The sequence below is a fragment of the Devosia sp. genome (genome assembly GCF_036676215.1).
Classification (GTDB): domain Bacteria; phylum Pseudomonadota; class Alphaproteobacteria; order Rhizobiales; family Devosiaceae; genus Devosia.
In genome coordinates this window covers 51412-74304 of sequence record NZ_JAKFDJ010000067.1, presented here as the reverse complement: position 1 = coordinate 74304, position 22893 = coordinate 51412, and the positions used below count along the sequence as shown (strand labels likewise).

The window sequence follows — 22893 nt, the reverse complement described above, 5'->3', positions numbered from 1 at the left end:
GATTGGAGGTCAGGATCAGGCAGAAAGCAAATCAAGTTTTGCACGGATGCCCGTGCGGAGTTCGTCTATCGGGCTGGTCTGCCCGTTTTGTTCGTGGTGCCAGAAGGTCCACCCGTTGCATGCTTCGGCGCCTTGGACCAAAGCGCCAACCTTGTGGATGGAGCCTTGATGGGAACCGGAGACGAGCGAGCCGTCTGCACGAACCATGGCGAAGTAACGTTTCGTTAAGTCGAAGAGTTGCGTGCCCGGCTCAATTAATCCCTGCTCGATCAGCGAGCCGAAGGGGATGCGGGTTTCCTTGCGCTTGGGCGTCACCGATTGCAGCGCCTCGAACACGCCGGGGCGGATCGCCGCGATGCGCTTGAGCGCGGCGTTGATATAGGCATCTTCCCGCTCGATGCCGATGAAATGCCGGCCCAGCTTGCGTGCCACGGCGCCGGTCGTGCCGGTGCCGAAGAAGGGGTCGAGCACCACATCGCCCGGCTTGGTCGTGGCATTGAGAATGCGGAACAGCAGGGCTTCCGGCTTCTGGGTCGGATGGACCTTGCCGTCATCCTCGTCCTTGAGCCGTTCAGCGCCAGTGCAGAGCGGAAACAGCCAGTCGCTGCGCATCTGCGTATCGTCATTGGCCAGCTTCATGGCTTCATAGTTGAAGGTGACGCGGCTTTTCTGGCTCTTGGCGGCCCAGATCAGCGTCTCATGCGCATTGGTAAAGCGCGTGCCGCGGAAATTGGGCATCGGATTGGCCTTGCGCCAAACGATGTCGTTGAGCATCCAGAAATCGAGATCCTGCAACGCCGTGCCGACGCGGAAGATATTGTGATAACTGCCGATGACCCAGAGGGCCCCATCGGGCTTCAGCACCCGCCTCGCGGCCTTGAGCCAGGCGCGGGTGAAATTGTCGTAATGGGCAAAGCTCTCGAACTTGTCCCACTCGTCATCCACCGCATCGACCTTGCTCTGGTCGGGCCTTGTGAGGCCCTGCTCGAGCTGCAGGTTATAGGGTGGATCGGCGAAGATCAGGTCGACGGAGCCGGCCGGCAAGGCATTCATGTGGTCGATGCAATCGCCCACCAGAATTGTATCGATCGGGAGGCGCGGAGCCTCTTCCGCAGCTGCCTCGACAGCCCTACGCGCGGTACGCAACATACACTTAACCCTAACGCAGTACTAACCCGCTCGTTATAGAACGCCAGGGTTAATGGAGCGTTTTTTCAAAGGGTTAGCGGAAGGTTAAGGGGCGGGTCAAGCGACCAGCACCACGCCGCGCAGCCGCGCCCAGGCTTCAGCCACCGGCGCGAACTCCTCGCGATGGTGTCGGCATGGCCCATGCTCCACCAGCGCGCGCATATGCTGGGGCGTCGAATAGCCCTTGTGGCCTGAAAAGCCGAAATGCGGCGCGTCGCCATCCATGATCCGGCACATGCGGTCGCGCGTCACCTTGGCGACGATTGACGCCGCCGCGATCGAGACGCTGCGCCCGTCGCCGCCGATCAGCGCCAGGCCCTCGCAGGGCAGGCCGAGCGGCACGTCGCGGCCGTCGATCAGCACCCGGTCGGGGCGGATCCCCAGGCTATTGGCCGCCTGCGCCATGCCCCAGAGCGTCGCGCCGCGGATATTGCGGCTGAGGATGATCGAGGGCGGGGCTACCACGACGGAGACCGCATGGGCCGTCGCCATGATCTGGGCGAACAGTAGTTCGCGCTGCTCCTCGGTCAGCTTCTTGGAGTCGTTGAGCCCGGGCGGAATGCAATTGGGGTCCAGCACCACGGCCGAGACCACCACCGGCCCGGCCAGCGGCCCGCGCCCGGCTTCATCGACACCCGCTACGATACGGGCGCCACGCGCCTGGAGTTCCAGCTCGTGGCGGTAGTCGGGCTCGGTCTGCAGGGTCGAATCAAACAGCATGCCGCCAGCATCGTCCTCGGACCGATCAAGTCAACCGGCGGCCGTCACAGCCGCGCCAGCAGCGCCGCCCGGTCGGGCGCAAAGAGGTGATTGCCGTGCTTGTTGGTTTCGAACACGAAATCCCGCAGCGCCTTGCTGGCCTCTGTCTGGGCGGTGATATCCCCGATGATGGCGAGGCGCAGCCGATAGTTCTGCACCTTCTGGAAAAAGATGCCGGCTATGCCGCTTCTGAGATCGAGAAAACTCGGATCGAGCCGGGTGAGCGGCACCACGATCATGTCTGTCCCGGTGCCATAGGTTTCCCCGATCATGTCGACAGCATCCTGCTCGGTGGCGAGAAGGGGGCCGTCTTCCGGCAGTTCCAGCAGGATGAGACCATTGTGCTCGATGCTGTTCATGCCGAATTCTCCTTCATATTCACAGCGCTAGGCCCTGTCATCGGGTAGATGCTCTGCTATGGTGCACGCGCTGGGGGCAACCAGCGAGAGCCCAGACGATGATCTTCCGATACGGCGCCATCCTGGCGTTTGCAGCGCTTTCGGCCGTCCCCTCCGCGGCGGCGCCATTTCACCATCCCTTCGGCGAATGGCGCGAATATAACCGCGATTGGCTCGCCGCCTGTCCCGACGTCATCGACGAGGACGCCACCGATTACTATGGCTTTTCCTGCTTTGCCAGCACCGGCAGCCAGGAGTTGAACAGCGCCGGCCTGCCTGCCTACAAGCTCACCATCCTGCGCAACCGCCTCACCGGTGATCTCGACGTGGCCTTTACCGTGGCCGCCGATGGCGTCGAGACCGATACCAGCCGCCCGCTGCTGCTGTCCTTTGGCAGCGAGCCGCCCGAGCGCCTCACCTTCGCCACCGATCTTGAAACCCGCTACAACACCATCAACCAGTTCTACGTCGCCGATCCGGCCCGCAAGGCGGCACTGATCGAGCAGATGGGCGAGCGCAATGCAGTGGTCGCGACCGTGCCGCTCAAGGGCGGCGATGCGCGAGAGGTCCGGCTGTCGCTGCGCGGCGTCCTGGCCTCGCTCGATTTCATGGCCAGTTATGCGCGCAGGATCGCGCAATACTAGCGGTGATTGACGCGGCGCGGGTTTTGCTATGGGTTCCGCGCTGCTCCACGCCCTTCACCCGGAACTCCTCATGATCCTCAAGCCAGGCGCCGCGCTGCTGTTCGATATCGACGGTACGCTGGCCGATACCGATCCGCTGCATCTCGAGGCCTTCAACCGCACCTTTGCCCCCTATGGGCACCAGTTCGACAAGCCGCGCTTTGCGCTGGAACTGCAAGGCCTGGCCAATGAGGCCATCGCCCGCCGCTTCGTGCCGCATCTGTCGGCGGCCGACGGCATGGCGGTGATGCGCGGCAAGGAGGAGACCTTCCGCGATCTGGCGCGGACGGAAATCCATGCGGTGCCCGGCCTGTTCGCATTGATGGACTTGGCCGATGCCGCGGGCCTGCCCATGGCGGCGGTGACCAATGCGCCGCGCGCCAATGCCGATCTGATCCTTGATGGGCTAGGCATCCGCCACCGCTTCCGCGCCGTCGTGATCGGCGAGGAACTGGCCCATGGCAAGCCCCATCCCTTGCCCTATCTCGAAGGCCTGCGCCTGCTTGGCGCCAGCGCCGAGGCCTCAGTCGCTTTCGAGGATTCGCGCACCGGCATTGCGTCGGCAACAGCCGCGGGGCTGGCCACTATCGGCATCCGCACCAGCCTGCTGCATGAAGACATGGTCGCGGCGGGCGCGGCGCTATCCGCCGACAGCTATGACGACCCGGCGCTGCGCGCCTTCGTCGCCGCCACCGTGTCGCAGGGCTAGAACAGGCTCATCTGCCGCTCTTCAAGTCTTGGCGCGATGAACAGGTCATTGCGCAGGCCGGGCAGCTTGGCGTCGAGGCCGTAGCGCTCGCGCGCCTTGTCGAAACGCTGGCGCAGCAGGGTGGCATAGGGGCCTTCACCCGTCATGCGCGTGCCCCAGCGCGAGTCATAGTCCTTGCCGCCGCGCGTATCGCGCACCAGCGACAGCACGTGGCGGACGCGGTCGGGGAAATGCCGCAACAGCCATTCGCGGAACACGTCGCGCACCTCGCCCGGCAGCCGCAACAGGATCATCGAGGCGCTGACCGCCCCCTGTGCCTTGGCGGCGTCGAGAATGCGTTCGAGCTCCATGTCGTTGATCGCCGGGATCATCGGCGAGGCAAACACCGCCACCGGCACCCCCGCTTCGCTGAGCAGGCGGATGGCCTCCAGACGCCGGGCAGGGGAGGAAGCCCGGGGTTCCATCTTGCGGCTCAGCTTGTGGTCCATCGAGGTCATCGATAGCGCCACCTTCACCAGGCCCAGCTTGGCCAGTTCGGTCAGCAGGTCGAGATCGCGGATGATCAGCGCCGATTTTGTGGTGATCATCACCGGGTGGCGGGTTTCCAGCATGACTTCGAGAATGCCGCGCGTCAGCTTGTGCTTGCGCTCGGCCGGCTGGTAGGGGTCGGTATTGGTGCCCATGGCGATGGGCTTGACCTTGTAGTTCTTGGCCGCAAGCTCGGCCCGCAGCGCCTCGACGGCATTGACCTTCACATAGATGTCGCGCTCGAACTCGATCCCTGCCGAATGGCCGAGAAAGGCATGCGTCGGCCGGGCGAAGCAGTAGGAACAGCCATGTTCACAGCCGCGATAGGCATTGATCGAGCGCTCGAAGCCGATATCGGGACTGTCATTGCTGGTAATGATGGTCTTGGCGCGCTCGATATGCTCGATGGTCTCGAAGATCGACAGCGGTTCGACATTGTCCCAGCCATCGTCGAATCCCTCGCGGGTCTGCTTCTCGAAGCGGCCGCTGCGATTGGATTGCGCCCCGCGGCCGCGGATACGGTCGGGCTCGAGCAGTTCGCGCCGCGCCAGATCGGCGTCGCGGCTGCGGCTGAGTTTTTCCAGGGCTTCGAAAGAGGGGGCCTGATAGAGGGCCATGGGAGATCTCCTGCCGGACGCGCAACAGTCGAATCGTGACCGCAGAACGCGTCCCAGGATGTAACAGTTCCATGAGAACAAAACAAGAACTGTACCGCTCGCCTGTAACACATATGGGTGTTCGGCCGATCGAGCGGAAGAGGCCGAAGAACGATTTTGCAGCCCAGATTTGCGTTCGAATGGGTGGACGGACGGGGCGTCGAGGCCTAAAAAAAACACCCTTTCGCGACAGCCGCGCGAATAATGCTTAAGAGAATAATTTAGTATTGACCCGCGCCGACGCCGGGATTACTAAAGCCTCTGCCTAACTATTCACCTGCTGACACAGGTTGTCGCAAAAACATTCCAGGGTGACGTCGAAATCCACCGGCGTCGCCCGTCGTCCTGGTGACCAAGCAATTTCAGCTCGAGGAATCCTCATGAGTACCGACGCAACGACTTTTGACGCCATGCCGGCCGACGCACCAGTGAGCCAGACCGACGCGGCCCGCAACCGGCTGGTTATCGGCCTGCTGCTGGGGTCCACCTTTGTCGTCTTTCTCAATGAGACGATGATGAGTGTGGCCATCCCCAATCTGATGGAAAGTCTGGGGGTGCAGCCCAATGTGGCGCAGTGGCTGACCACGGCTTTCCTGCTCACCATGGCCATTGTCATTCCGATTACCGGTTTTCTGCTGCAGCGCCTGAATACCACCCCCGTCTTCATGCTGGCCATGTCGATCTTCACGGCCGGCACGCTGATCTGCGCCGCAGCGCCAGGCATTGAGCTGCTGATTTTTGGCCGCGTCATCCAGGCCGTCGGTACCGCCATCATGATGCCGCTGCTGATGACCACGGTGATGACGCTGGTGCCGCCCGAGTCGCGCGGCAAGACCATGGGCAATATCTCCATCGTCATCTCCGTGGCGCCGGCCATCGGCCCCACTATCGGTGGCTTCATCCTCGCCAATATGGATTGGCGCTGGATGTTCATCCTCATGCTGCCCATCGCGATCGCGGCCTTGGTCGTCGGTAGCCGCAAGATGCAGAATGTCACGACGCCCCGCTACGCCCCGCTCGACATCGCTTCGGTGATCCTGTCGGCTCTGGGGTTTGGCGGTCTCGTCTATGGCCTCTCCAGCCTGGGCGAAGGCGAGCATGGCGGGGCGGCCTTCCCGATCTGGCTGCCTCTGCTAGTGGGCCTGGTGGCCATGGCAGTGTTCATCTGGCGCCAGATCGTGCTGTCGCGGCAGGACAAGGCGCTGCTGGACCTGCGCACCTTCCTGTCGCGCAACTACACCGTTTCGGTGCTGACCATGGCCATCGCCATGATGGCCCTGTTCGGCACGGTCATCCTGCTGCCCATCTATACCCAGAATGTGCTGGGCCTCGATACGCTGCAGACCGGACTGCTGCTGCTGCCTGGCGGCCTGTTGATGGGCCTGCTGGCCCCTTCGGTCGGCCGGCTCTATGACCGCATCGGGCCGACCAAGCTGCTGGTGCCCGGCACCATACTGGTGTCGATCGTGCTGTGGGCCCTGACCCGCGTGGATCAGCACACCTCGGTCTGGGCCATCCTGACCGGCCACATCGTCATCAGCATCGGCCTGGCCCTGGTCTTTACGCCGCTCTTCACAGCAGCGTTGGGTTCGGTGCGCATGGAGATGTATTCCCATGGCAGCGCCATCCTCGGCTCGGTGCAGCAAGTGGCGGGCGCGGCGGGCATCGCCCTGTTCGTCGCTCTGATGACCATCCGGACCGCAGGCCTGGCGGCCGAGGGCGTGGAGCCGGTCAGCGCGCTGGCTGGTGGCATTCAGCTGGCCTTCCTGATCGGCGCGGTGATCTCACTCTTCGCCGTGCTGGCCGCCTTCTTCGTGCGCAAACCCGACCCGGCGCCCGGCATGAGCCACGGCCACTAAGCGACAACGGCGCCCTGCGGGGCGCCGTTTTTCTTTGTCAGGCCGCCACCTCCACAACCACTGCCCCGCGCTTGCGGCCGCTGTCGACCCGGGCATGCGCCTGGGCGATATCGCCGAAGGCATAGCGGCTGTCGATGGTGGGGTGGACGATGCCAGCCGCCACCAGATCGCGCACAATCTCCAGGTCCGCCTGCCGGTCCGCCGAGACGGCGGCGATCACCTTGCGGCTACCGAACAGTCGGGTCCATGCCGCCCGGAGAAACGCCGTGCCCCCGCCATCCACGGCCAGCAGGATGCCGTTTGGTGTGGTGGCCCGGCGGAACCGGCCAAGCGTGATATTGCCGACCGTATCGAGGATGACGTCGAACTGCTGCCCGGCGCGGGAAAGGTCCGTGCTCTGGTAGTCGATGACGGCATCGGCGCCGAGACTGCGCACCAGATCCGCATTGCCGGTGCTGCAGACGCCGGTGACATGGGCGCCATAGTGTTTCGCCAACTGCACTGCGAAGGCGCCGACCGCGCCCGATGCGCCATTGACCAGCACACGCTGGCCTGCCGCGATATTGGCCTGGCGCAGGAAGAACTGGGCCGTCAATGCCCCGAAGGGGATTGCCGCGGCCTCGTCGAAGCCCAGACCCTGCGGCATCGCCGCGATGGCCGCATCCTCCGGCACCACCTTGTATTCGGCGTGGCAGCCATAAACATGCAGGCCGAATACGCGGTCGCCCACAGCAAAGCGGCTGACTGACTGGCCCACCGCCTCGACAATGCCGGCGAATTCCGCGCCCAACACCGCTTTGCGCGGTTTGGTTATGCCCATGAACAAGCGGGCCGGCAGCCAGAATGCGGCGGGGATGCGGAAGGCCCGCATGCGCGAGTCCCCGGAGGTGACGGTGGTGGCCATCACCTTGACCAGCACCTCACTGTCCTTGGGCACGGGCCTGGCTGTATCGGCGATGACGACGACTGTAGGGGCGCCATAGGCAGTCTGCAGGGCGGTTTTCATGATAAAAGCTCCAGTTTTCGGGCGCGTGTCGGCCCGCGGCCCTCGAAGATCGGGGCCGTGATTAGGTTCAAATCTGTAGAGTCGTTCAGCCGCTGACGGTTTTCTTCCACTGGAAGACATCGCCGATCTCGACGCCGAACACTTCGGCGATGCGGAAGGCCGCTTCGAGCGAGGGCGAATACTTGTTCTGCTCGATCGCCGCGACCGTCTGCCGGGTCATGCCGATCCGGTCGGCCAGCTCCTGCTGGGTCATTTCGCCATGATCAAAGCGCAGCCGGCGGATCGTATTGCTGATGGGGGGAGGGGCCATTCAGGCGGTCATCCGGAACGAGGCGATATGCACCGCCTCGCGCACCACTTCGGTCAGCACGAAGGCCATCAATATGCCATTGGCAAAGATCAGCGCCACGCTGCCTGCCGGATCGGCCGGAAAGGCGGAGCGGATCATGTCGGTGGCCAGCAGCCCGCCGATCAACCCGACCGGCACCAGCAGCTCCAGCAGCTTGAAACCGATCCGGTCGGCCCGCGCCTCGATCTGGCGTTCCAGCTCATCGGGTGGCGTCTCGATATTCTTGGCGGTCATCACCCCGGTCGCGACATTGAGGCCGACCATCACCACCAGCGAAATGCCCATGCAGATCAGGAACCGCGTCAGCACCGTGCCGCCATCGAGCTGCTGGCCCGCCACATCGGCCCAGAACCAGGCGAAATAAACACTCCAGACCACCAGGGTGGTCAGCACCGCGATCCACGCCGTCTTTTCCCGAAAGGACATTCTCGAACCCCGCATGCTAAATCTACATGACGGTGTATCTGATATTTTTGGCGTTATGTAAAGAAGATTTAACATGGTGGTAGAAATTTATAACGTGCTGCCCTGATTGAGGGCGGCGCTTCCCTCGCCTTGCCTCAGCGCTCGTCGAGGCGAGGCATCAGTTCGACGAAGTTGCAGGGCTTGTGGCGATAGTCGAGCTGGTGGGTGAGAATGCCCTCCCAGGCGTCGCGGCACGCGCCGCGCGAACCGGGCAGGCAGAAGACGAATGTGGTGCCGATCAGTCCCGCCGTGGCGCGCGACTGCAGCGAACTGGTGCCCACCGTGGTCGCCGAATACTGGTGGAACAGCACCGAAAAGCCTTCCATCCGCTTGTCGAACAGCGGCTCGACGGCCTCTGGGGTCACGTCGCGGCCGGAAAATCCGGTGCCGCCCGTGGTGAGGATGACGTCGACCGAAGGATCGGCGACGAAGCCCTGCACGGCCTGGCGGATGAGCTGGATATCGTCACGCACCACCACGCGCTCGGCGCAGCGATGGCCATCCGCTTCCAGCAGCGATTTGAGTAGCGCTCCGCCGGTATCGGTTTCCAGCGTTCGCGTGTCGGAAACGGCGATGACGGCGATGGAAAGGGGCTTGAATGCCCGGTCTTCAAACCGTGCCGTCTTGAACATCGCGTCTATCCTCGTTCTGCGTCGCCAACTCGTCGGGGACCGGCGCCTCGGCATGTCCCATCTCGGGGCTATCACTATCAGCCCGTGGATCGAGCACAATGGTTTCCGGTGTCGACTGCCGGTCGCCCATGGGCCGGAACGGCTCGCGATAGGCCGCGTCGATCCCCTTGCGGATGCGCATGCGCAAAAAGGCGGTGACCGCGAGCGCACCGTGGAACGACGCCGTCACCATGAACAGGCCCACCGGCGACCATGCGCCCATGATCAGCGAGGCCACGGCGGGGCCGATGGCCAGCCCGATCCCCAGGATCAGCAGCATGCCGCCAGCAATCTTGGCAAAATCGCCATCCTTGGCAAAGTCATTGGCATGGGCCACGGCCACCGCATAGATCGGGTTGGCGGCAAAGCCATAGGCAGCGAACAGCACGAACATCATCCAGTTGGCGCCCGGATTGATGAGCACAGTCAGCGCGCCGACAATGGCGGCAAAGCCGGAAAGCCCGATCAGCACGATGCGCCGGTCGATGCGGTCGGACAGGCGCCCGAACGGAATTTGCGCCACCGCGCCCAGAATAGCCGCCACGGCAAACAGCAGGGCGATGCCGCTGGTATCGAGCCCCTGTTCATAGCCATAGACCGGCGCCAGCGTGCCAAAGGCGCCATTGGCCATGCCCACCGAAAAGGCCGCGATCGCCGCTACCGGGGAGGTGCGGTAAAGCAGGCCGATATCGATCTTGGCCGAAGACAGCGGCCGCGGCTGCGGGCTGGAGGTCAGCGCCGTCGGCAGCACGGCGCAGATAAAGCTGATGGCGCCCAGCACAAACGGCACATAACCCGCCGTACCGGTCACCGACATGGCGATCTGCCCCAGCGTCGAGGCCGCCATATTGATGGTCACATAGATCGAAAAGATCGTGCCTCGGCTCTTGTTCTCGGCGACTTCGTTGAGCCAGCTCTCTACGATCATCGCCGCGCCGGCAAAACAGAAACCCGACAGGGCGCGCAGCAGGATCCAGCTGATATCGTTGATCAGCAGCAGGTTGAGCAGGATGGTGATGGTGCCGATGGCCGCCATCACCGAGAAGGCCCTGATATGGCCCACCTTGCGCACCACCAGGGGCACCGAAATAGACCCGGCGACAAACCCCACCGACCAGCCGGTGCCGATCAGGCCCAGCGCCAGCAGCGAAAACCCTTCTTCGGCGCCGCGCACCGACAGCAGCAGGCCCTGCAGGCCGCCGCCGAACATAAGCAGCGCGGAGCCCAGGAACAGGGCGTAGATCTTGATTACAGAGGCCATGACGCTTTCGGCTGTGCTGGGACGGGAGAGAGTGGCAAATCACGCAACGGTGACAATAGCGCGGCGTTCCCGGATTGGCAGGGCGAAATTGCGGCGACGCAAGATATTGTCAGGGCAGGCGCCGGTCGGGGAGCCGAGCGCTAACCCAGCCCCAGCTCCACCATCTTCAGCTTCAGCCCCAGCATATCCCGCCACGCCTGCTGCTTGGCCGCCGGGTTGCGCAGCAGATAGGCCGGGTGCAGCGTCGGGATGGCTTCCACCTGATGGTTGCCGATCGTCACGCTCGACCACTTGCCGCGCATCTTGATGATGCCGTTGGTGGTGGAAAACACCGTCTGCATGGCCGGCCCGCCTAGCGTCATCACCAGCCTGGGGGCCACCAGTTCCACCTGCCGGTGCAGGAAGGGCAGGCACAGCGCCATTTCCTCGGGCGTCGGCGTGCGGTTGCCGGGCGGCCGCCACGGCACGGTATTGGCGATATAGACCTTGCTGCGGTCCAGCCCGATGGCCGCCAGCATCCGGTCCAGCAATTGGCCGGACTTGCCGACAAAGGGCTTGCCCTGCCGGTCCTCCTCGGCGCCGGGCGCCTCCCCGATCAGCATGATCTCGGCCTGCGGATTGCCATCGGCAAACACCAGTTGCGTGGCCCGCAGCTTCAGCCCGCAGCCGTCATAGGCGCCCAGCAGCGCCTGCAGCGCATCGAGCGACTGTGCCGAAGCCGCCAGGCTCCGCGCCTCCGCAGGATCGCCGCCCAGCATCGGCGTTTCGGCCGGCCGCTCGCCCGATGGGTCGGCAACAACCGCCGGTGGCGGCGTTATCCGCGCCGGCGGGCGCTGCGCGAAGCGGTCGACCGGCTCCTCGCCCACGGCGACATCGACGCCCGCAGCTCGATACCAGTCGAGCACGGCGAGCATTTCGTCGTGATTTAGCGGTCGATCTTGAGCCATGTTCTCTGTTATGTCACAGCCCGTTTGGCGCGGCCAGCCGCGCTTGGAGCGCTGTCAGCAAAAGTGGATACCGTTTTCCGGTTCGACAGCGCGACCAGACTGTAACGGAACGTTGAGGCATTCCTATATGGCAGAGGCCGGTTCGCGCGAAACCCTTTCGACCGACGTGCTGATTGTCGGCGCGGGTCCCTCTGGCCTCGCCGCTGCCATCCGCATCAAGCAGCGCCACCCCGAGATAGCCGTAACAGTGGTGGAGAAGGCGGCCGAGATCGGCGGTCACATCCTGTCCGGCGCGGTGATGGACCCGGTCGGGCTCGATGCGCTGATCCCCGACTGGCGGCTCAAGGGCGCCCCCGTCGGCCCCGATGTCACTACCGACACCTATCATTTTCTGACCGACAAACACGATTTCGCGCTCCCCGATCTGCTGCTGCCCCCACAGCTCAAGACGCCCAATGCGGTGATCGTGAGCCTGGGCCATCTTGTGCGCTGGCTGGGCGAGCAGGCGAGCGAACTGGGCGTCGACATTTTCCCCATGACCGCTGCGGTCGATGTGCTGAGCACCGGCAAGGGCCCGGTGCGCGGCATCATCACCGGCGATCTTGGCCGTGATCATGCGGGCAATCCCAAGCCCGGTTTTGCTGAAGGCATAGCGCTCGAAGCCAAGTATACGCTGATCGCCGAAGGCGCGCGCGGCTCGCTGGCCAAGCAGGTCATCGCCGCCCATCAGCTCGGCCGCGAGCCGCAGAAATACGGCCTGGGCATCAAGGAAGTCTGGGAAATCCCCGCCGACCGGCACCAGCAGGGCAGGGTGGACCACTATCTGGGCTTTCCGCTCGACAATGCCACGGCCGGCGGCGGCTTCGTTTACCACGCCGAAAATCGCAAGCTCTATGTCGGGCTCGTGACCTACCTCGATTACCAGGACCCCACGCTCTCTCCCTTCGACGAGTTCCAGCGCTTCAAGACGCACAAGTCGGTAGCGCCGCTGCTCGATGGGGCCACGCGCCTCAGCTATGGCGCCCGCGCCGTCACGGCCGGTGGTTGGCAGTCCATCCCGACGCTGGCCTTTGCGGGTGGCGGCCTCATCGGTTGCGCCGCCGGCTTCATGAATGCGCCCCGCCTCAAGGCCATCCACAATGCTATCCTCTCGGGCATTGGCGCCGCCGATGCCGTGGCCGACGCCATCGGCAAGGGCCGCCAACACGACCTGATCAAGGATTTCGGCCATCGCGTCATGGCCACCGGCATTGCCGATGAATTGCAGGGCGTGCGCAACGTCAAGCCGCTCTGGACCCGTCTGGGCACCTTTGCCGGTGCGCTGGCTGCGGGCATCGAGCTCTGGTCGTCCGCCATACTGCGGCGCTCGCTGCTCGGCACGCTGCATCACACCAAGCCCGATTACCAGGGGCTCAAGCCCAAGGGCGCACTGCCGCCCCGGACCTATCCCAGGCCCGACGGCAAGCTGACCTTCGATCGCGCCTCTTCGGTCTACCTCGCCAATCTGGCGCATGACGAGGACCAGCCGATGCATCTGCTTCTGGCCGATCCGGCCGTGCCGATCCGCGACAACCTGCCGAAATACGGCGAACCCGCCCCGCTCTATTGCCCAGCCGGCGTCTATGAAGTCGCCGAAGAGGGCGGAGCCCCGGTGTTCCGCATCAACGCGGCCAATTGCGTGCACTGCAAGACCTGCGACATCAAGGACCCCGCCCAGAACATCACCTGGGTTCCTCCAGAAGGGGGCAGTGGTCCCAACTATAGCGGAATGTAGCGCGGCGCCGAGATCACGCTATGTGGCGCGCCCTTGCGGCGCAGTCCCAAAACGGACAATCTTCGCCGCCAGAACGGGCCCCAACGGGCCAAGGGAGTTTCAAGCCTCGTGATATCGCTTCTGCATCGCCTCGCGCGTCCGGCGCTGGTCGCCTTCCTGCTCTCGACCACGGCCGCTCAAGCCGCGCAATCGGCGCAATCGGTCCAGACCGCGCAGTCCAGCCCTCAGGCCCAGTTCGATCTGCTGCCCCTGTTCCGCGTCAGCGTGACTGGCTCCTATATGGCGGGCCAGCAGGCCCTTCAGGATCTGCGCACCGACGAGGCGGCCCGCTATTTTGCCCAGGCGGCACAGGCCGACTGGGACAATCCAGTTCTGGTGGAGCGCGCCTTCATCGCCTATGCGGCTGATGGGCAGATCGGCCAGGCGGCCTCGACAGCCAAGCACCTGCTCGAACTGGACCCCAACAACGAACTCGCCGAGCTGGTGGTCGCCACCGAAGCGCTCAAGGAGCGCCGCTATGGCGCGGCCGGGCAGATGCTGGGTGCCATCGGGCAGGATAGTTTCACCGGTATTACCGCCGGCATCCTGCACGCCTGGGCCCTGGTGGGCGACAATCGCAAGGATGAAGCCGATGCCGTGCTCGACACGCTCGGCCAGACCGGCCTCGACGATTTCCTGGTGTTCCACCGGGCGCTGATGGCCGAGGCCGCCGGCGATACCGAGGGCGCCATCACCCTGGCCGGGCGCGCCTTCGAGGCCGAGCCCTATGTCGCCCGCATTGCCGAGGTCTATGCGCGCATTCTGGCAAATGCCGGGCGCCTCGACGAGGCGCGGGACGTGATCGCCGCCTTCGAAGACCAGGGCATCACCCATCCCGTTGTGACCATCGTCAAGGAGCAGATCGAGGCCGGGCAGCGGCCGGGCATCTTTGCCGCCAATGTGCAGGTCGGCGCGGCCGAAATGTTCCACGGCATCGGTGTGGCCCTGTCGCGCGATGGCAGCCTCGACCTGTCGCTGGTTTTCCTGCGCATGGGGCTTTACCTCGACCCCTCCGCTGACGTGATCGCGCTGGCCCTCGGCCAGTTGCTCGATAGTGCCAACCAGCACGACGCTGCCAACGCCATCTATGACGCGGTTCCGGTGACCTCGCCGATGAAGCCGACGGCGGTGGTGCGCATCGCGCAGAATCTGGACGTCAAGGGTGACCGTCCCGAAGCCTTGCGCCGGCTCGGCAATATCGTGACCAGCCAGCCCGACGATCTCGACGCGGTGTCAGTTCTGGGCGATCTGCTGCGCTATGACGAGCAGTATCTCAAAGCCGTCGACGCCTATACCAAGGCGCTGGCCCTGACCGGCGGCGACAGCCCCGCCGACTGGCGCTTCTATTATGTGCGCGGTATTGCCTATGAGCGGGCCAAGCAATGGTCCAAGGCCGAGGCGGATTTCCTCAAGGCCCTCGAGCTCAATCCCGATCAGCCGGCCGTGCTCAACTATCTCGGCTATAGTTGGATCGACCAGGACATGAACCTCGAGCCGGCGCTCGAGATGATCGAGAAGGCCGTCGAAGCGCAGCCCCAGGATGGCTATATCGTCGATTCGCTGGGCTGGGCCTTCTACAAGCTCGGTCGCATCGAGGAGGCAGTCACGACGCTCGAACACGCCGTGCTGCTGCGCCCCAACGATGCCGAGATCAACGACCATCTGGGCGATGCCTATTGGAAGGCCGGTCGCAAGCTTGAAGCCAGGTTCCAGTGGAATGTTGCCGCCTCCGTCGATGAGACCGGCAACGTCAAGGAGCGCGTGGCGGCAAAGCTCGCCGACGGCCTTACCGAAGCCAACGAGACCGAATAGAGCTCATGGCGTCACCCTACGTCCAGCTTGCGCCGGCCAAGGTAAACCTTGCCCTGCACGTGACGCGTCGGCGTGAGGACGGCTACCATGATCTCGAAAGCCTCGTCGTCTTTGCCGACCTGGCCGATGAACTTGAAGCTGTTCCCGCCAGCACCGACACCCTGCACATTTCAGGGCCCTTCGGCGGGGGGCTGGGCGCTGGCGAGAGCAATCTTGTGTGGCGGGCCGTGGCGGCGTTCCGGGCCCGCTGGCCGGACGCCGTAGAGACGGGGCTGGCCCTACGCCTTATCAAGAACCTGCCGGTGGCGGCGGGCATTGGCGGCGGCTCGGCCGATGCCGCGGCGGCCCTGCGCCTGATGGCGGGCCTTTCCAACCAGGCGATCGCCCTGGCCGACCTCGCAGACATGGCAGCGCGCCTTGGGGCCGACGTCCCCGCCTGCCTGGTGTCAGCGCCGCTGGTGGCGCGCGGCGTGGGCGAAGTGCTGGCGCCGCTGCCCGAATTTCCCGCCTGCCATCTCGTACTGGTCAACCCGATGGTGCCATTGGCCACCGCCGACGTATTCCGCCGGCTGCGGGCACATGATAATTATCCGCTGCCCGAACTGCCTTCGCCGCTGACACGCCCGGCGCAATTGGGCATCTGGCTGGCCGAAACCCGCAATGACCTGCAGCCGCCGGCCGTCAAGCTCGTGCCCATCATCGGCGAAATCGTCGCCCAGCTGGCCGAAACCCAGGGCTGCATGCTGGCGCGCATGTCCGGCTCCGGCGCCACGGTGTTCGGATTGTTCGGCTCCGCCGGCCAAGCCCACCAGGCCGCCCAGGTCATGCGCGCAGCCCATCCCGATCACTGGGTCGCCGCCGCCCCACTGCTGGTGCCTTAGCGTCTTACCTCGCCCCTCTGGGGAGAGGTCGGCGCGCAGCGCCGGGTGAGGGGGCCTTTACTGGGTGAGGTGCTTGAGGAGGCTCCCCTCACCCGACCCAAGTGGGTCGACCTCCCCCAAAGGGAGAGGTGAAGAGGCCTAATAAGCCCGGATCACGCTGAACTCGACCACGTCACTGAGCAGGGCCCGCATCGCGGACTCGGGCAGGACTTCCAGCGCCTGCTGCGCCGAGCGCGCGTGGCCTTGCGCCTGGTCGATCGTGCGAGCCAGGGTCTTGTGATGTTCCATGATCGCCACCACGTCGGCAACCTGCTCGGCCGTGGCCTCGGCATCGCCCAGCGCCTTGGTGATGGTGGCACGCTCGGCATCGCTGCCTTCGGTCAGCGCCAGGATCACCGGCAGGGTCATCTTGCCCTCGCGCAGGTCGTCGCCGGTATTCTTGCCCAGCGTGCCGGACTGCCCGCCATAATCGAGCACGTCATCGACCAGTTGGAAGGCATTGCCCAGTTCGAGCCCGAAGCGCGCCAGCGCCTGGCGGCCGGCCGCGTCTGCGCCGCCCGACATGGCGCCCACTTCGCAGGCGGCCTCGAACAGCACGGCGGTTTTGGCGCGGATCACTTCGGCATAGTCGGCCGGCGTGGTGGTGAGATCGCCGGTCTTGGCGAGCTGAAACACTTCGCCCTCGGCCATCACTGCCGAGGCGGCCGACAGCACGCCGAGCGCGCCGATATCGCCGGTTTCCACCATCATCATGAAAGCCTGGCCGAGCAGGAAGTCGCCGACCAGGATGGAGGCCTTGTTGCCCCACACCATGCGGGCCGCCGGCTTGCCACGGCGCATATCGCTCTCGTCGACCACGTCGTCATGCAGCAGGGTGGCATTGTGCATGAATTCGACGGCAGCCGCAAAGTTGATCGCGGTGCCGCTGCCCTTGCCGAACAGCTGCGCTGCCGCGACCGTCAGCATCGGCCGCAGCCGCTTGCCGCCGCTTTCGATGAGGTAGCGCGCCAGCTCGGGCACCATTTCGACATGAGAATTGGCGCGGCTGAGAATCAGCGCATTCACCTTGGCCATGTCGGCCTCGGTCGCCACCAGCAACCGCTCGATCGGGTTGGCCACCGGCGCTTCTCTCATTTGCGTCAGAACTGACACTTTATTCCGTCCTCGTCCGCCGCCTGGCAAATCTGGTTGAGCCTGCTGCACAAGCGCATGTAAGGTCGCGCCGAACCGGCCTTTCAGGGTGCGATGTCCCTAGACCAGCCTCATAGCTTTGTAAAACACCAATCGGTAACACGCGATGCCTTTTTGGGTGGGCGGCTCACTCTGTCGCAGCCCAGCCGCGGTTTCCGGGCCGGCCTCGACAGCGTGCTGCTCGGCGCGGCAGTGGCGGGTGACCGCAAAAGCCTGCTCGACCTGGGCTGCGGCGTCGGCACGGCGGCCTTTGTCACCATGGCCCACAATGCCGATCTCACCGCCACGCTGGCCGATCAAAACGCCGAAATGATCGCATTGGCGGAGAGCAATGCATCCGCCAACGGCTTTGCCACCCGCGCCCGGATTGTCCTGGCCGACGTCGCCGGCAAGGGCGCCGAGCGGCGGGCGGCCGGCATCCCCGACAACGCCTTCGATAGCGTCATCGCCAATCCCCCGTTTTTCGCTGATGGCGCCGGTACCCTCGCCACTGACGCCGGCCGCGCCGGGTCGCGGCACATGGATGCCGCCACGCTTGATCTCTGGATCAAGACCGCGGCTGGCGCCGCCGCCGCTGGCGGCGAGGTCATCTTTGTCTATCCGGCGCAAAGCCTCGCCCCGCTGCTGGCCGGTTTCGAGCAGCGCTTCGGCGCCGTCACCGTGCTGCCGCTGACCCCGCGCCCCGACGAACCGGCCAGCCGGGTGCTGCTGCGCGGCATCAAGGGCTCCCGCGCGCCGCTGACTCTATTAGCTAGCCGGGCGCTGCACGACGCCGAAAGCCGTGCCTTCCGGCCTGACTTCGACGCAATCTTTCGTGGCCTCGCCCGGCTTGTCTGGTAATCGGCCCGGCAAGGCTCTAAATCTGGCCGCGAAGCGCAACAAGGATCGAGCATGGCCATCGAACTGACCACGCCGAAGTGGAATTGGCTGCATCGCCTCGCCGGTCGCGGCAAGACCGTGATCCCGGTGGTCCGCCTGCATGGCGTCATCGCCGCCGAGCAGCGCCATGGGCGCCTCAACATCGCCACTGTCGGTCCCTTGCTCAAGCGCGCCTTCGCCATCAAGTCGGCGCCGGTGGTGGCTATCATCGTCAACTCGCCCGGCGGCTCGCCGGTGCAGAGCCGGCTGATCGCCAAACGCATCCGCGACCTCGCCGACGAGCACAACAAGCCCGTGCTGGTCTTCGTCGAGGACGCGGCGGCATCGGGCGGCTATTTCATCGCCGTGGCCGGCGACGAGATCATCGTCGATCCCAGTTCCATTGTCGGCTCTATCGGCGTCATCATGGCCGGCTTCGGCTTCGTCGGCACGCTGGAAAAACTCGGCATTGAACGGCGCGTCCATACCGCAGGCAACAACAAGTCGACGCTCGACCCCTTCCTGCCGGAAAAGAAGAGCGACATCGAGCGCATCAAACAGGTCGAACTCGACATTCATAACGTGTTCATAGACGTGGTGAAAAAGCGGCGCGGCAGCAAGCTCAAGGCAGCGGACGACGTGTTGTTCACCGGCGAATGGTGGACCGGAATGCGCGGCGTGGAGCTCGGCTTGGTCGACGCCATCGGAGATATCCACGAGATACTCCACACCCGCTACGGCAAGGATATCGTCCTCAAGATGATCGAACCCAAGCGCTCCTGGTTCGGCATTCCGCGCCTCGGTTTTTCCGCTGGCCTCAGCGGGGATATCGTGGCGACGATTGAAGACCGCTCCATCTGGGCGAGGTTCGGCCTATGACCGGCATGCTGCTGCGCGTCATCATCTTTATCGTCATCGGCCTCGCCATCTATCTGGGTGTCCGCAAGATCTGGCGCGACTGGACCGGCCAGTTCAAATCCGAAGACGAGGAAGCCAAGCGCTTGCGCCGCGAACGCGACCTGCGCGAACGCGCCCAGCCCGGCGTCATCGACCTCAAGCGCGACGACGACGGCACCTATCGACCGGGCGACGACGACAAACGCCGTTGACCGCTGGGGGCGGCCAAACTAGAGGTTTGTCCCAACTAGCAGGGACTGCCAGATGACCAACCGCCCGTCGCATATGGACCCCCGGAACTCGTTCCAGGGCCTCATCCTCACGCTGCAGAATTTCTGGGCGGAGCAGGGCTGCGTCATCTTGCAGCCCTATGACATGCAGATGGGCGCCGGCACCTTCCACACCGCCACGACCCTGCGCGCCCTCGGCCCCAAGCCGTGGAAGGCCGCTTATGTGCAGCCCAGCCGCCGCCCCAAGGATGGCCGCTATGGCGAAAATCCCAATCGCCTGCAGCACTATTACCAGTTCCAGGTGATCCTCAAGCCCTCGCCGGCCAATATCCAGGAGCTCTATCTCCAGTCGCTGGCCGAGATCGGCCTCGACGCATCCCTGCACGATATCCGCTTTGTCGAGGACGATTGGGAAAGCCCCACTTTGGGCGCCTGGGGCCTTGGCTGGGAATGCTGGTGCGACGGCATGGAAGTCAGTCAGTTCACCTATTTCCAGCAGGTGGCGGGCTTTGAATGCTCGCCGGTGCCGGGCGAAATTACCTATGGGCTGGAACGGCTTGCCATGTATGTGCAGGGCGTCGAGAACGTCTACGACCTTAACTTCAATGGCCGCGAAGGCGACGACAAGGTCACCTATGGCGATGTCTTCCTGCAGAACGAGCAGGAATCCTCGAAGTATAATTTCGAGGTCGCCGACACAGAAATCCTGTTCCGCCATTTCGCCGATGCCGAGCAGGAATGCCGGGCCATCCTGGCGCGCGGCGCCGACGGCAACCGCCAGTCCATGGCCATCCCTGCCTATGAGCAGGTGGTCAAGGCCAGCCACAATTTCAACATGCTCGACGCGCGTGGCGTCATCTCGGTGACCGAACGCCAAAGCTACATCCTGCGCATCCGCGAACTGGCCAAAAGCTGCGGCGAGGCCTGGCTGCAGACCGCGGGCGGCGGCGCGGAATAAGCTGCCCCTCCTCCCCCTCTCCCCTTGAGGGAGAGGGACGACCTGACGCGTTCAGCGGAAGGTCAGGGTGAGGGGTGCTGCGCCATCCCATGCCCGACGACTGGAAGAGACCTCTCATCCGCCCCTTCGGGCACCTTCTCCCTCAAGGGGAGAAGGCAGCAATTCCGCGCCTTGCGCTTATCCCACCCCAATGCCAATGTCCGCCGCAATTGCTGGTGCGCTTGAGGGAGCTACATCTATGTTCGGTTGGATCATTCTGGGCCTGGTCGTTGCGGCCGCCGCCTATGCCGTCGTCATCTATAACGGGCTGGTCAAGAACCGGCAGATGGTCGAAGAGGGCTGGTCGGGCATCGATGTGCAGCTCAAGCGCCGCACCGATCTCATCCCCAATCTGCTCGAAACCGTGAAGGGCTATATGGGCCATGAGCGCGAGACGCTCGAGGCCGTTGTGCAGGCCCGCGCTGCCGCCACCGGTGCGGCCAATGGCACACCCGATCAGCGCGCGCAGGCCGAGGGCATGCTTTCGTCGGCCCTGGGCAAGTTGCTGGCCGTTGCCGAGGCCTATCCCGACCTCAAGGCCAACACGACCTTCCTCGAATTCCAGGACGCCCTGCAAACCGTGGAAGACGAAATCCAGATGGCCCGCCGCTACTACAACGGCGCCGTGCGCAACATGAATGTCATGGTCGAGTCCGTCCCCTCCAACTTCATCGCCGGCCCGTTCGGCTTCCAGAAGGCGCAGTATTTCGAGCTTGAGAACGAGGCCGACCGGGCCGTCCCCACAGTCAAGTTCTGAGCCGTCATGCGCCTGCTGCTTCGCTTCGTCCTCGCTGCGCTCCTCGCGCTGACGCTGGCTTTGCCGGTGTCGGCGCGCGAGGAGATCTCGGGCTTCATCACCGATATCACCCTGCGCGACGATGGCTCCGTACGGGTCATTGAGACCATCGATGTCAACGCCGAAGGCATCGACATAAGGCGCGGCATCTATCGCGATATCCCCACGGTGCAGCTGTCCATCTCCGGCCAGAAGATCCGCTCGGACCTTGTGGTCGAGACCGTCACCCGCGGCGGCGCCGACGAGCCCTTCCGCACCGAGCGCATGGGCAATTTCGTCCGCATCTGGATCGGCAACAGCGAGCAGTTCATCGCCCGCGGCCAGCATCGATATGTGCTGACCTACACCATGGACCGCATGGCCCGCAGCTTTGCCGAGCATGACGAACTCTATTGGAATGCCACCGGCAATTACTGGATATTCCCCATTGTCCGCTCGCTGGCGCGGGTGACGCTGCCGGACGGCGCGGTCATCTCCGACCTGGTTGCCTATACCGGTCCCGTCGGCTCCACCGAGCAGGCCGTCACCATGACGCGGAACACCGACAATACCGCGACCTTCCGCACCAACCGCGGGCTGGGCGCTGGCGAGGGCATGAGCTTCGCGGTCAAGTTCCAGAAGGGCATCCTGGTGCCGCCCAGCGGCGCCAATGCCCTGTTGCAGTGGCTGTCGGATATGCGCGAGATCATCCTGCCGATCTTCGGCGTGGTGCTGGTGCTGGCCTATAATCTGATCGCCTGGAACAGGGTGGGCCGCGACCCGGCCAGGGGCACGATTATCCCCCTGTTCCACCCGCCCAAGGATTTCTCGCCGGCACTGACGCATTATGTGCATCGCTGGGGCTTCCAGGAATGGACGGCCTTCACCGCCACCCTGTTCGACCTCGGGGTAAAGGGTCTGGTCAAAATCGACAATCCCGCCAGCGGCCTCTCCGTCGAGGTGACCGGAAAGTCCCCGGAAGAACCGCTTCCAGCGGGCGAGCAGAAGCTGTTCCACTATCTGCAGTCCAAGGGCACCGTGAGCGTCGACAAGAGCAACGGCGTCGAACTGGCCAAGCAGCGTGCCGATTTTCAGTCAGCCATCGAGAGCGAAAACCGCAGCGTCTGGTTCAACCACAATTTTGGCTATGCCGCGCTGGGCTTTCTGATCACCATTGCGGTGCTGGCGGCCATGGTCTGGTTCGAGGCGCTGGGGCCGATCTGGCTTGTGGTTGGCGTGGTGGCCGGCGTGCTGCTCGGACTGTTCGGCACGGTCGCCAATGCCCTGTGGAAGGGCGGCGGTTTCCGGCGCTTCTTCCTGCTGCTCTGGATCGGCATTGTGGGGTTCAATTTCGTCGGCGGCGGCCTCGAAATGTTCACCCAGCTGACGGTGAACACGGCCGCTATCGCCGCCGCGTCCATCGTCCTGCTCACCGTGGTTTTTGCCGTGCTGATGCGCGCCCCGACCATCCAGGGCCGCAAGATCATGGATCAGATCGAGGGCTTCAAGCTCTATCTGGAGACGGCAGAAAAGGAGCGCCTGAACATTGTCGGCGAACCGCCGATGACCATCAGCCGCTTCGAGCGCATCCTGCCCTATGCTATCGCGCTGGGCGTGGAAAAGCCGTGGTCGGAACATTTCGAGGGCGAACTGGCGCGCAATGCCGTCAGCGATGCGGATAGCGGCGCGATCTACCAACCCCGCTGGTATTCGGGCAGTACCTCCTTCTCCCCCGGCAAGATTTCCAACGCGATCAGCGCTACCGCAGCCGGCATGACGGCGGCCATGGTCGCCGCCCAGCCGGTGCAGGCCAGCTCGTCCGGCTTCAGCTCTGGTGGCGGTGGCGGCGGATCGTCAGGCGGTGGCGGCGGCGGTGGTGGCGGCGGCGGCTGGTAATCGCCAATAGACATCCCGGCCTGCCCAAGCTAAGCAAACCCGCGCTTTCCAACCTTGGTATCCA

Annotated in this window: 23 protein-coding genes; 12 read left to right on the top strand and 11 right to left on the bottom strand. The window is 64.4% G+C overall.

Annotation, left to right across the window (positions count from 1 at the left end; genetic code table 11):
- Positions 1-15: 15 nt before the first annotated feature.
- The 3 genes from V6M52_RS06545 to V6M52_RS06535 all read right to left on the bottom strand — a co-directional run bounded on the left by V6M52_RS06545 (position 16) and on the right by V6M52_RS06535 (position 2306).
- Entirely contained in the window at positions 16-1149 is a 1134-nt protein-coding gene (locus tag V6M52_RS06545) for a site-specific DNA-methyltransferase (protein WP_332692256.1), read from the bottom strand.
- Between the two features lie 96 nt (positions 1150-1245).
- The gene (locus V6M52_RS06540) at positions 1246-1908 is read right to left on the bottom strand and encodes a ribonuclease HII (RefSeq protein ID WP_332700472.1); all 663 of its coding nucleotides are present in this window, start codon (positions 1906-1908) and stop codon (positions 1246-1248) included.
- 44 nt (positions 1909-1952) lie between these two features.
- The gene (locus tag V6M52_RS06535; RefSeq protein ID WP_332700471.1) at positions 1953-2306 is read right to left on the bottom strand and encodes a DUF4180 domain-containing protein; all 354 of its coding nucleotides are present in this window, start codon (positions 2304-2306) and stop codon (positions 1953-1955) included.
- A gap of 98 nt (positions 2307-2404) precedes the next feature.
- Between V6M52_RS06535 and V6M52_RS06530 the strand changes: the two genes are divergently transcribed.
- Together V6M52_RS06530 and V6M52_RS06525 are read left to right on the top strand one after the other, a co-directional pair.
- Positions 2405-2989: a hypothetical protein gene (locus V6M52_RS06530; protein ID WP_332700470.1), complete on the top strand. Its 585-nt coding sequence runs from the start codon at positions 2405-2407 to the stop codon at positions 2987-2989.
- Positions 2990-3059: 70 nt separating this feature from the next.
- Positions 3060-3737, top strand: coding sequence for an HAD family hydrolase (locus tag V6M52_RS06525; protein WP_332700469.1), 678 nt, complete (start codon positions 3060-3062; stop codon positions 3735-3737).
- Here the strand turns inward: V6M52_RS06525 and V6M52_RS06520 are convergent.
- Positions 3734-4882 carry a PA0069 family radical SAM protein gene (locus V6M52_RS06520; protein WP_332700468.1) on the bottom strand — a complete coding sequence of 383 codons (1149 nt, stop codon included), beginning with the start codon at positions 4880-4882 and terminating at the stop codon, positions 3734-3736. The genes V6M52_RS06525 and V6M52_RS06520 overlap by 4 nt on opposite strands.
- A 419-nt stretch (positions 4883-5301) precedes the next feature.
- Between V6M52_RS06520 and V6M52_RS06515 the strand changes: the two genes are divergently transcribed.
- A complete protein-coding gene (locus V6M52_RS06515) occupies positions 5302-6780 on the top strand; it encodes an MDR family MFS transporter (RefSeq protein ID WP_332700467.1) in 1479 nt (492 codons plus the stop codon).
- 37 nt (positions 6781-6817) lie between these two features.
- On the opposite strand, the gene V6M52_RS06510 is transcribed toward V6M52_RS06515, so the two are convergent.
- From V6M52_RS06510 to V6M52_RS06485, 6 genes are all read right to left on the bottom strand, one after another.
- Positions 6818-7786, bottom strand: coding sequence for an NAD(P)-dependent alcohol dehydrogenase (locus V6M52_RS06510; RefSeq protein WP_332700466.1), 969 nt, complete (start codon positions 7784-7786; stop codon positions 6818-6820).
- 85 nt (positions 7787-7871) lie between these two features.
- Positions 7872-8096, bottom strand: coding sequence for a helix-turn-helix transcriptional regulator (locus V6M52_RS06505; RefSeq protein ID WP_332700465.1), 225 nt, complete (start codon positions 8094-8096; stop codon positions 7872-7874).
- Positions 8097-8561 carry a hypothetical protein gene (locus V6M52_RS06500; protein WP_332700464.1) on the bottom strand — a complete coding sequence of 155 codons (465 nt, stop codon included), beginning with the start codon at positions 8559-8561 and terminating at the stop codon, positions 8097-8099.
- 134 nt (positions 8562-8695) lie between these two features.
- Entirely contained in the window at positions 8696-9232 is a 537-nt protein-coding gene (gene moaB, locus V6M52_RS06495) for a molybdenum cofactor biosynthesis protein B (protein WP_332700463.1), read from the bottom strand.
- Entirely contained in the window at positions 9210-10532 is a 1323-nt protein-coding gene (locus V6M52_RS06490; RefSeq protein WP_332700462.1) for an MFS transporter, read from the bottom strand. The genes moaB and V6M52_RS06490 overlap by 23 nt, the downstream gene beginning before the upstream one ends.
- A 140-nt stretch (positions 10533-10672) precedes the next feature.
- Positions 10673-11479, bottom strand: coding sequence for a uracil-DNA glycosylase (locus V6M52_RS06485; protein WP_332700461.1), 807 nt, complete (start codon positions 11477-11479; stop codon positions 10673-10675).
- A gap of 127 nt (positions 11480-11606) precedes the next feature.
- Between V6M52_RS06485 and V6M52_RS06480 the strand changes: the two genes are divergently transcribed.
- The 3 genes from V6M52_RS06480 (at position 11607) to V6M52_RS06470 (ending at position 15985) form a co-directional block, all read left to right on the top strand.
- Positions 11607-13253 carry an electron transfer flavoprotein-ubiquinone oxidoreductase gene (locus V6M52_RS06480; RefSeq protein ID WP_332700460.1) on the top strand — a complete coding sequence of 549 codons (1647 nt, stop codon included), beginning with the start codon at positions 11607-11609 and terminating at the stop codon, positions 13251-13253.
- A gap of 108 nt (positions 13254-13361) precedes the next feature.
- A complete protein-coding gene (locus V6M52_RS06475; RefSeq protein WP_332700459.1) occupies positions 13362-15104 on the top strand; it encodes a tetratricopeptide repeat protein in 1743 nt (580 codons plus the stop codon).
- A 5-nt stretch (positions 15105-15109) separates the two neighbouring features.
- Complete coding sequence (locus tag V6M52_RS06470) at positions 15110-15985, top strand: 4-(cytidine 5'-diphospho)-2-C-methyl-D-erythritol kinase (RefSeq protein ID WP_332688429.1); 876 nt, start codon at positions 15110-15112, stop codon at positions 15983-15985.
- 138 nt (positions 15986-16123) lie between these two features.
- Here V6M52_RS06470 and V6M52_RS06465 read toward each other — a convergent pair whose 3' ends face one another.
- Positions 16124-17119 carry a polyprenyl synthetase family protein gene (locus V6M52_RS06465; protein ID WP_332700474.1) on the bottom strand — a complete coding sequence of 332 codons (996 nt, stop codon included), beginning with the start codon at positions 17117-17119 and terminating at the stop codon, positions 16124-16126.
- Positions 17120-17230: 111 nt separating this feature from the next.
- Between V6M52_RS06465 and V6M52_RS06460 the strand changes: the two genes are divergently transcribed.
- The 6 genes from V6M52_RS06460 to V6M52_RS06435 all read left to right on the top strand — a co-directional run bounded on the left by V6M52_RS06460 (position 17231) and on the right by V6M52_RS06435 (position 22829).
- Positions 17231-18016 carry a tRNA1(Val) (adenine(37)-N6)-methyltransferase gene (locus V6M52_RS06460; protein WP_332700458.1) on the top strand — a complete coding sequence of 262 codons (786 nt, stop codon included), beginning with the start codon at positions 17231-17233 and terminating at the stop codon, positions 18014-18016.
- A 51-nt stretch (positions 18017-18067) separates the two neighbouring features.
- Positions 18068-18913: a S49 family peptidase gene (locus V6M52_RS06455; protein ID WP_332700457.1), complete on the top strand. Its 846-nt coding sequence runs from the start codon at positions 18068-18070 to the stop codon at positions 18911-18913.
- Positions 18910-19143, top strand: coding sequence for a hypothetical protein (locus V6M52_RS06450; protein ID WP_332700456.1), 234 nt, complete (start codon positions 18910-18912; stop codon positions 19141-19143). Before V6M52_RS06455 ends, V6M52_RS06450 begins: the two co-directional genes overlap by 4 nt.
- Positions 19144-19216: 73 nt before the next feature.
- Positions 19217-20119, top strand: a complete 903-nt coding sequence (locus tag V6M52_RS06445; RefSeq protein ID WP_332700473.1) for a glycine--tRNA ligase subunit alpha — start codon at positions 19217-19219, stop codon at positions 20117-20119.
- Positions 20120-20357: 238 nt separating this feature from the next.
- On the top strand, positions 20358-20915 hold the full coding sequence (locus V6M52_RS06440) for a LemA family protein (RefSeq protein ID WP_332688439.1): 558 nt from the start codon (positions 20358-20360) through the stop codon (positions 20913-20915).
- 6 nt (positions 20916-20921) lie between these two features.
- Positions 20922-22829: a DUF2207 domain-containing protein gene (locus V6M52_RS06435; RefSeq protein WP_332700455.1), complete on the top strand. Its 1908-nt coding sequence runs from the start codon at positions 20922-20924 to the stop codon at positions 22827-22829.
- The last annotated feature ends 64 nt before the right edge of the window (positions 22830-22893 follow it).

Coding starts and splice junctions, on each gene's coding strand:
- V6M52_RS06545 (WP_332692256.1), bottom strand. CDS start 1,149: ATGTTGCGTACCGCGCGTAGGGCTGTCGAGGCAGCTGCGGAAGAGGCT.
- V6M52_RS06540 (WP_332700472.1), bottom strand. CDS start 1,908: ATGCTGTTTGATTCGACCCTGCAGACCGAGCCCGACTACCGCCACGAG.
- V6M52_RS06535 (WP_332700471.1), bottom strand. CDS start 2,306: ATGAACAGCATCGAGCACAATGGTCTCATCCTGCTGGAACTGCCGGAA.
- V6M52_RS06530 (WP_332700470.1), top strand. CDS start 2,405: ATGATCTTCCGATACGGCGCCATCCTGGCGTTTGCAGCGCTTTCGGCC.
- V6M52_RS06525 (WP_332700469.1), top strand. CDS start 3,060: ATGATCCTCAAGCCAGGCGCCGCGCTGCTGTTCGATATCGACGGTACG.
- V6M52_RS06520 (WP_332700468.1), bottom strand. CDS start 4,882: ATGGCCCTCTATCAGGCCCCCTCTTTCGAAGCCCTGGAAAAACTCAGC.
- V6M52_RS06515 (WP_332700467.1), top strand. CDS start 5,302: ATGAGTACCGACGCAACGACTTTTGACGCCATGCCGGCCGACGCACCA.
- V6M52_RS06510 (WP_332700466.1), bottom strand. CDS start 7,786: ATGAAAACCGCCCTGCAGACTGCCTATGGCGCCCCTACAGTCGTCGTC.
- V6M52_RS06505 (WP_332700465.1), bottom strand. CDS start 8,096: ATGGCCCCTCCCCCCATCAGCAATACGATCCGCCGGCTGCGCTTTGAT.
- V6M52_RS06500 (WP_332700464.1), bottom strand. CDS start 8,561: ATGTCCTTTCGGGAAAAGACGGCGTGGATCGCGGTGCTGACCACCCTG.
- moaB (WP_332700463.1), bottom strand. CDS start 9,232: ATGTTCAAGACGGCACGGTTTGAAGACCGGGCATTCAAGCCCCTTTCC.
- V6M52_RS06490 (WP_332700462.1), bottom strand. CDS start 10,532: ATGGCCTCTGTAATCAAGATCTACGCCCTGTTCCTGGGCTCCGCGCTG.
- V6M52_RS06485 (WP_332700461.1), bottom strand. CDS start 11,479: ATGGCTCAAGATCGACCGCTAAATCACGACGAAATGCTCGCCGTGCTC.
- V6M52_RS06480 (WP_332700460.1), top strand. CDS start 11,607: ATGGCAGAGGCCGGTTCGCGCGAAACCCTTTCGACCGACGTGCTGATT.
- V6M52_RS06470 (WP_332688429.1), top strand. CDS start 15,110: ATGGCGTCACCCTACGTCCAGCTTGCGCCGGCCAAGGTAAACCTTGCC.
- V6M52_RS06465 (WP_332700474.1), bottom strand. CDS start 17,119: ATGAGAGAAGCGCCGGTGGCCAACCCGATCGAGCGGTTGCTGGTGGCG.
- V6M52_RS06460 (WP_332700458.1), top strand. CDS start 17,231: ATGTCCCTAGACCAGCCTCATAGCTTTGTAAAACACCAATCGGTAACA.
- V6M52_RS06455 (WP_332700457.1), top strand. CDS start 18,068: ATGGCCATCGAACTGACCACGCCGAAGTGGAATTGGCTGCATCGCCTC.
- V6M52_RS06450 (WP_332700456.1), top strand. CDS start 18,910: ATGACCGGCATGCTGCTGCGCGTCATCATCTTTATCGTCATCGGCCTC.
- V6M52_RS06445 (WP_332700473.1), top strand. CDS start 19,217: ATGGACCCCCGGAACTCGTTCCAGGGCCTCATCCTCACGCTGCAGAAT.
- V6M52_RS06440 (WP_332688439.1), top strand. CDS start 20,358: ATGTTCGGTTGGATCATTCTGGGCCTGGTCGTTGCGGCCGCCGCCTAT.
- V6M52_RS06435 (WP_332700455.1), top strand. CDS start 20,922: ATGCGCCTGCTGCTTCGCTTCGTCCTCGCTGCGCTCCTCGCGCTGACG.